This window comes from Streptomyces sp. NPDC055506, from assembly GCF_053643595.1.
Map to the genome: position 1 here is coordinate 1 of NZ_JBSHKH010000232.1, position 5881 is coordinate 5881.

Consider the following 5881-nt stretch of genomic DNA (forward strand, 5'->3'; position numbering starts at 1 on the left):
GGGTCAGCGGACGCGCCCCGCCGTCAGCACCAGGCGCGCCAGTTCCTCGTGCAGGATGTCGCTGTGGGCGCCGGCCGGCGGGCCGCCGCGTCTGACCACCGCCGCCGCGTCGACGTTCACGCACCCCGAGGCGGGCAGTTCCACCGTCAGGGCCTTGGCGAGGGTGTACGCGCGCGTGCCCGGCACCGCCCGCACCCCGCCGCAGCCCATCGCGCCCCACTTCTCGCCCAGGGCCCGGCTCAGCTCGAGCCCGGTGGCCGACCGGCTGTCGCCCGCCATCCGCGACGCCAGCGGATAGAACGTGCCGAGGGCCGAGTCGTGCCGGGAGTGGCAGCACACCACAGGGCCGTCGACACGGTTCTGCTGCCCCTGCAGCACCCCTCCGGCGCGCGCGTCGTGCGGCAGCCGGGCCGCGAACGCGTAGTGTGAGAACGCCCCTTGGAGCAGCGTCACGGACTTCACCGTGCGCACGCCCTCGGGGAGTCCGCGCAGCGCGAACGACACCAGCCGGGCGCCGAAACTGTGCCCCACGAGGTGCACGCGCACGCCCGGCGCCGCCTTCGCGAGCTGCCCGACGACCCGGCCGAGACCGCGCTCACCGACGGTTCCCGCGCGCCGCTTCATGGCGTAGTACGCCGCCTGCCGCAGCAGTTCGTGCGCACCGTCCCAGGGGTTCGGGAGCCTGAAGTCCCGCCGTGCGCCGGACACTTCGAGCTCCGCGAGCGCCTGCGCGAAATCCTCGCAGGCCGCCGCCGAGGATCCGGGAGCGAACATCTCCGGCTCGCTCTGTGGCACCCCCTCCGCCACCGTGTCCGCCGCGAACAGCTCCTGAGGCCCGGGCGCCACCACCTCCACCAGCAGCCGCACCAGCCGCCCGAACTCCTCCAGCTCGGACTCCTCCCGCGGCTGCTGCTCCAGCAGCCGCGCGATCTGGTCGACCAGGATCGCCCGGCCCGGGAAGGTCTCCAGCAGCGCGTGCCGCGTGTCCTTGTCGAGCGCGGGACGCCCGGGGGCCCCGGCCGCCACGGCCCGGGGCAGGTCCGGGATCGGTTCGTCGGAGAACCGCATCGCCGGCCACAGCACCCCGACGTACCCGATCCGGGCCGCCGGGGCCAGCCGTGGGACGGGCGCGAGGAAACGGTCGTAGAGCCGGGTCGCGCCCGAGCGGTCGTTGTTCCAGCCGTGCGCGAAGACGATCAGGTCGCGCACCTTCCGTTCGGCCACCCCGGCGAGCAGCCGGTCCCGCTGGCGGCCCGCCGGGTCCCCGTCCGCGTCGAAGGTCAGCTCCCAGTAGGGAGCCACACTCATCGCCGGATCCGCCATGACAGGCCCCCTAGCCCCCGGGTGACGCCACGATCTGGATGCATCGTCCTGCCAACGGGGCGACTTGGCCATATGTCACGGACGCATCGGGTGCCGCGGCATGCCTCGCTCAGCGGTAGACGAGGTACTCCCGCCGCGTCCGCCGGAACGCCGCCAGGTCCTGCTGCCACCCCGCCACGACCTCGTCGGTGTCCGCGCCCGCGTCGATCATCGTGCGCACGAGCGTGGAGCCGGTGAGCTTGTCGATCCAGTTGTCGGGGCGCCAGGCGAAACCGCTCCAGGCTCGCTTGGCGGTCACGAGCAGGGCGATTCCCGTGCGCACGGGGTCGAACGCGGCCCGGTCGTGCACATGGACCTGCACACCGCCGATCGTCTTGCCCTGGAACTTCGAGAAGGTGGGCGCGAAGTACGCCTCCCTGAACCGCACGCCGGGCAGCCCGAGTTCGTTCGCCCCCTCTGCCCAGCGCCGGTCGACGCCCTCCGCGCCCAGCAGCTCGAACGGCCGGGTCGTGCCGCGCCCCTCCGACAGGTTCGTGCCCTCGAACAGACACGTCCCCGAGTACACCAGGGCCGTATCCGGCGTCGGCATGTTCGGGCTCGGCGGCACCCAGGGCAGGCCGGAGGCGTCGTAGAACTCCGAGCGCTTCCAGCCCGACATCGGCACGGTCTCCAGCGGCACGGGGGCGGTCAGGAACTCGCCGTTGAACAGCCGCGCCAGCTCCGCGACGGTCATCCCGTGGGCCTGCGAGATGGGCTGCCGCCCGACGAACGAGGCGAACTCCTTGTGCAGCACGGGCCCCAGCGCCGCCCGCCCGGTCACCGGGTTGGGCCGGTCCAGGACCACGAACCGCTTGCCGGCGAGCTGCGCGGCCTCCATGCAGTCGTACAGGGTCCAGATGTACGTGTAGAAGCGGGCGCCGACGTCCTGGATGTCGAAGACGACCGTGTCCACGCCGGACGCGGTGAAGATGTCGGCGAGGGGCCGGCCGCTCTTGAGGTACGTGTCGTAGACGGGCAGGCCGGTCGCCGGGTCGTCGTAGCGGCCCTCGGAGCCGCCGGCCTGGGCGGTGCCCCGGAAGCCGTGTTCGGGGCCGAAGACGGCGGTGAGGTCGACGAGGTCGTCCTCGTGCATGACGTCGACGATGTGGCGGGCGTCGCGGGTGATGCCGGTGGGGTTGGTGACGATGCCGACCTTTTGGTTGTCGAGCAGGGTGTAGCCGGCTTGGGCGAGTCGTTCGAAGCCGGTGCGTAGTTTTCTGTGGCGCTGGGCTGCTGCGGCGGTGGAGGTGGCTGATACGGCTGCCGCCGTGGCGGTCGTGAGTACGGCTCGTCTGGAAGGGCGCATGCGGTGACCTCCGTAGTCCGTTTTGTGCCGCTTCGTCGTGGCTGGTCGCGCAGTTCCCCGCGCCCCTAGGGTGTTGCGGTTGCCCCTTCCTTGAAACATACCGACCGGTTAGTCTGGCGCCATTGCTGAGCCGCGTTTAAGGAGACCGATGGTGGGAGCCTTTCAAGGGGCCGGAGTCGTTGTCACGGGGGCCGGTGGAGGTATCGGGGCCGCGCTTGCCCGGCGCTTCGCCGCCGAGGGGGCCCGGGTCGTCGTCAACGACCTGGACGCCGAGCGGGCCAAGCACGTCGCGGACGAGGTCGGGGGCATCGCCGTGCCCGGGGACGCCTCGGCGATCGTCGGGGACGCCCGGGACGCGCTCGGCGGGACCGTCGACGTGTACTGCGCCAACGCCGGTGTCGCCTTCGACGGTGTCGATGCCGAGCAGGCGCTGGACGAGAAGGCGTGGGCGACGTCCTGGGACGTGAACGTCATGGCCCATGTCCGGGCGGCTGAGCAACTGCTGCCCGCCTGGCTGGAGCGCGGCAGCGGCCGGTTCGTCTCCACCGTCTCCGCCGCCGGGCTGCTCACCATGATCGGCGCCGCCCCCTACGCCGTCACCAAGCACGGCGCCCTCGCCTACGCCGAGTGGCTGTCGCTGACGTACCGGCACCGGGGCGTGAAGGTCCACGCCATCTGCCCGCAGGGCGTCCGCACCGACATGCTCGCCGCCACCGGCAGCGCGGGCGACCTGGTGCTGCAGCCGACCGCCATCGAGCCGGAGGCCGTCGCGGACGCCCTGGTCAAGGGCATCGAGGAGGACCGGTTCCTGATCCTGCCGCACCCGGAGGTCGCCGCCTATCACCAGGCCCGGGCCGCTGACCCCGACCGGTGGCTGACCGGGATGAACCGCATCCAGCAGCAGTGGGAGGAGAGCCGGTGACAGAGTCCCGATACGCCGCCAAGCCCTGGCTGGACCTGCTCGACGAGGCCCAGAAGGGCCCGATAAGCCCCGCCGGCTCCCTTGTGCACGCCCTGCGGCGGGTGGTGTCCGAGACACCGGACAGCGACTTCCTGGCCTACTTCGACGGCCGGCTGACCTACCGGGAGGTCGACGAGCTCAGCGACTCCGTCGCCGGGCACCTCGCGGCGCGCGGCCTGGAGCACGGCGACCGGGTCGCGGTGCTCCTGCAGAACTCCCCGCACTTCGTGCTCGCCGTGCTCGGCGCGTGGAAGGCCGGCGCGGTCGTCGTGCCCGTCAACCCGATGTACAAGGCGGGCGAGGTGACCCACGTCCTGCGGGACGGCGAGGTGGCCGCGTTGATCTGCTCGGACCGGGCGTGGGAGTCGTATCTGCGCGAGACGGCGGCGGACTCGCCCGTGCGGATCGTGCTCACCGGGTGCGAGCTGGACTTCCAGACGCGTGACGACGCGCGCGTGCTCACCTTCGAGCGGCTGCCGCAGGCCCCGGACGCCGATGACCTGGTGACGGTGGCGCGGGCCGGGCACAAGGCGCCCGAGGACCGGGAACCCGGCCCCTCCGACATCGCGCTGATCAGCTACACCTCCGGCACCAGCGGCACGCCCAAGGGCGCCACCAACACGCACGGCAACATCATGTACAACGCCGAGCGCCAGCGGACCGGGCTGGGGCTGCCCGAGCGGCCCGTGTACTTCGCGATGGCGCCCCTGTTCCACATCACGGGCATGGTCTGTCAGTTCGGCGCCTGTCTGAACAGCGGGGGCACGCTCGTACTGGCCTACCGCTTCGAGGCGGGCACGGTGCTGGACGCGTTCGCCGAGCACGCGCCGCACTACACGGTCGGCCCGTCCACGGCCTTCATGGCGCTGGCCGCCCACCCCTCCGTCACCCGTGAGCACTTCTCCTCCTTCCGGGTGATCTCCTCCGGCGGCGCCCCGCTGCCGCCCGCGCTGGTGGAGAAGTTCCGGGCGGGCTTCGGTCCGTACATCCGCAACGGCTACGGGCTGACCGAGTGCACCGCGCCCTGCGCCTCCGTGCCGCCCGGTCTGGAGGCGCCCGTCGACCCGGCCTCCGGGACGCTCGCCGTGGGCCTGCCCGGCCCCGACACGGTCGTACGGATCGTCGACGACAACGGCGACGAGGTGCCCTTCGGCGAGCAGGGCGAGATCGCCGTACGCGGCCCGCAGGTCGTGCCCGGCTACTGGCGGCGTGCCGACGCCACCGCCGAGACCTTCCCCGGAGCCGAGCTGCGCACCGGCGACATCGGCTTCATGGACGAGCAGGGCTGGCTGTACGTCGTCGACCGCAAGAAGGACATGATCAACGCGTCCGGCTTCAAGGTGTGGCCGCGCGAGGTCGAGGACGTGCTCTACACGCACCCGGCGGTGCGCGAGGCCGCCGTGGTCGGGGTGCCCGACGGCTATCGCGGGGAGACCGTCAAGGCGTACATCAGCCTGCGTCCGGACGCCGAGACGGACCCGGATGCACTCGCCGCGTACTGCAAGGAGAGACTGGCCGCTTACAAGTACCCGCGCCAGGTGGAGATCCTGCCCGACTTGCCGAAGACGGCCAGTGGGAAGATCCTCCGTCGGGAACTGCGTTCCCGGACGCAAGGCAATTGACCAGCAGTACGGAAAGGCAGGTGGCGGCAGTGCCCAGGACGACGGACTCGGACGGCATCCCCGTGCCTCAGCGGCTCCTGGCCGCCGCCACCCGGCTCTTCGCCGAGCGGGGCTACGACCGCACCTCGGTACAGGAGATCGTCGAGGCGGCAGGCGTCACCAAGGGGGCGCTGTACCACTACTTCGGCTCCAAGGACGATCTGCTGCACGAGGTGTACGCGCGCGTGCTGCGCATCCAGCAGGAGCGGCTGGACGCCGTCGCGGACGCGGACGAGCCGGTGGAGCAGCGGCTGCGGTCCGCGGCCGCGGACGTCGTGGTGACGACCATCGACAACCTCGACGACGCGATGATCTTCTGGCGGTCGATGCACCATCTCAGCCCCGAGAAGAACAAGCAGGTCCGCTCCGAGCGGCGTCGCTACCACGAGCGCTTCCGCGCGCTGGTGGAGGAGGGCCAGGAGACGGGCGTCTTCTCGAGGACGACACCGGCGGACCTGGTGGTGGACTACCACTTCGGCTCGGTCCACCACCTGTCGACGTGGTACCGGCCGGATGGCCCCATGACGCCCCAGCAGGTCGCAGACCACCTGGCCGACCTCCTGATGCGGGCACTGCGCCCCTGTCCCAGGG

Annotated in this window: 5 protein-coding genes; 3 read left to right on the forward strand and 2 right to left on the reverse strand. The window is 71.8% G+C overall.

What is annotated here, in order from left to right:
- Positions 1-3: 3 nt before the first annotated feature.
- Together ACWIF2_RS39765 and ACWIF2_RS39770 are read right to left on the reverse strand one after the other, a co-directional pair.
- Positions 4-1323 (reverse strand): serine-threonine protein kinase, encoded by a 1320-nt coding sequence (locus tag ACWIF2_RS39765; protein ID WP_454366466.1) that lies wholly within the window; start codon positions 1321-1323, stop codon positions 4-6.
- 109 nt (positions 1324-1432) lie between these two features.
- Entirely contained in the window at positions 1433-2668 is a 1236-nt protein-coding gene (locus ACWIF2_RS39770) for an exo-beta-N-acetylmuramidase NamZ family protein (protein ID WP_454366468.1), read from the reverse strand.
- A gap of 148 nt (positions 2669-2816) precedes the next feature.
- Between ACWIF2_RS39770 and ACWIF2_RS39775 the strand changes: the two genes are divergently transcribed.
- The 3 genes from ACWIF2_RS39775 to ACWIF2_RS39785 all read left to right on the forward strand — a co-directional run.
- Positions 2817-3590, forward strand: a complete 774-nt coding sequence (locus tag ACWIF2_RS39775) for an SDR family oxidoreductase (protein WP_454366470.1) — start codon at positions 2817-2819, stop codon at positions 3588-3590.
- On the forward strand, positions 3587-5251 hold the full coding sequence (locus tag ACWIF2_RS39780; protein ID WP_454366472.1) for a class I adenylate-forming enzyme family protein: 1665 nt from the start codon (positions 3587-3589) through the stop codon (positions 5249-5251). Before ACWIF2_RS39775 ends, ACWIF2_RS39780 begins: the two co-directional genes overlap by 4 nt.
- Before the next feature lie 29 nt (positions 5252-5280).
- The coding region (locus ACWIF2_RS39785; RefSeq protein WP_454366473.1) for a TetR/AcrR family transcriptional regulator at positions 5281-5881 on the forward strand (601 nt) is incomplete at its 3' end.